The sequence below is a fragment of the Sulfuricurvum sp. genome (assembly GCF_049305995.1).
GTDB lineage: Bacteria > Campylobacterota > Campylobacteria > Campylobacterales > Sulfurimonadaceae > Sulfuricurvum.
This window is the reverse complement of the sequence record NZ_JBAQPS010000188.1, coordinates 1-1,572: the sequence shown is the minus strand read 5'-3', so window position 1 is coordinate 1,572 and position 1,572 is coordinate 1. Positions and strand designations below refer to the sequence as shown.

The window sequence follows — 1,572 nt, the reverse complement described above, 5'->3', positions numbered from 1 at the left end:
TGTCCGAATCAAAAGGGGATAGTTTGGTAGCGGAAAAAAACGAGAATAGTCATAAAGATGAAATTCAGGTTGTTATTAATCAACAGACGGTACTAAATACCCATGAACGGATTAATACGGTCTACAGTGGTGATATTGTTAAATTAGAACCAGGATTTGCTAGAATCTCATTAGAAACAAATGAAACCATGCGTGCTGATGATGTGGGATTGGTTCACGGGGGATTTATTTTTAGTGCGGCTGATTTTGCAGCAATGGTGGCAGTGAATGAACCTAATGTTGTGTTGGCATCGTGTAATTGCCTTTTTTTAGCTCCTGTTCGAGTAGGCGATTTTGTAACATTTGACGCAACTGAACATCAACATGAAGGGCGCAAACGAAATGTTACTGTCCGTGGTTTTGTTCATGATATTAAGGTGTTTGAGGGTGAGTTTAAAACGGTCATTACTGACCGGCATGTGCTTCGATTGGATTTAATGAAAAATATTGATAGTTAAACAGTGCGTATCCAATAATCGATATTACGTAACTCTTTTTGGACACTGGTCGGGTTACCATGTCCAGGATAGAGAGTTTGGTTACTGCTCCACTGAGAAAACTTTTTGAGACTTTGGCGCATAGCTTCTGCATTAGAATAAGGGAAATCCCATCTTCCTATAGAACCTTCAAATAAAAAATCTCCACTAAAGATAGCATCACCGATTTCAATCATGGAACATCCTGGACAATGCCCTGGAAAATGGTGAAATTTTACTTCTATCCCCTCAATCATAATAATTTGATCGCCCTCTACTTCTACGTCAGGTGTAGAGGGTGGCAATCCCGGCATCCATGAACTATTTTGGAGTAGCATCACATCCCCTTTGGGAGTATAAAGGGGGATATTTAATTTTTTTTGGAGTTCATTATTACTCCATACATGGTCAAAGTGACCGTGAGTGTTGAGGATAGCAATGGGATGCTTGACGTTTGTTATCACCCATTCAGTTGCCCCCATGCCTGGATCGATAATGATCTCTTTATCATCTATTTTGACAATGTAACAATTGGTCTGATAATCGCCCATAGGGCGTTTGAGAATTTCCATTAGAAGTCCCAATATTAGTTTTTAGGAATTATAACGGAAATATACAAGTATCTTTTCATTTAAAAAAATATTTTTTTGACGATCTTGATGTATCAGTAAAAGCAAAGGATAACGTATGAAAGTAGAGGAATATAATGTTATAGCTAATGCAGATTACTTCAGTTATCAAAGCTCACGTAAGCAAAGTGGGATACAAGAAGAAGTGAAAGAAAGTAATGCCTCAAAAAGTGGCTTGAAAGGGGATGAATCGATTAAAAGTAATGGTATAGCTGATACGGCTTCTATTCTAGAGATGGATGAAAAAGTGCTAATCAAAGATTTAAGCGCATCTCTTTTAAAAGGGATTAAGCAGAGTGTAGAGATAGGTAATAATCTTGGCTTTAGCACTGTTCGATCTGAAGCAGAAGCATTAATATTTGAGACGATTGCTACCGTAAAAACAGATAATCGTAAGATTGAATTTAATCTTAATGTTTCACTTTCAC

Annotated in this window: 3 protein-coding genes; 2 read left to right on the top strand and 1 reads right to left on the bottom strand. The window is 37.4% G+C overall.

What is annotated here, in order from left to right; translation table 11 throughout:
- Nucleotides 1–23 precede the first annotated feature (23 nt).
- Nucleotides 24–497 (top strand): PaaI family thioesterase, encoded by a 474-nt coding sequence (locus WA010_RS06470; RefSeq protein WP_422556325.1) that lies wholly within the window; start codon nucleotides 24–26, stop codon nucleotides 495–497.
- Here the strand turns inward: WA010_RS06470 and WA010_RS06465 are convergent.
- A complete protein-coding gene (locus WA010_RS06465; protein ID WP_422556324.1) occupies nucleotides 494–1,087 on the bottom strand; it encodes an MBL fold metallo-hydrolase in 594 nt (197 codons plus the stop codon). The two genes, WA010_RS06470 and WA010_RS06465, sit on opposite strands and share 4 nt — an antisense overlap.
- Nucleotides 1,088–1,202: 115 nt before the next feature.
- Between WA010_RS06465 and WA010_RS06460 the strand changes: the two genes are divergently transcribed.
- Nucleotides 1,203–1,572, top strand: a 370-nt coding sequence (locus tag WA010_RS06460; protein ID WP_422556323.1) for a hypothetical protein, incomplete at its 3' end; no start/stop codon positions are given.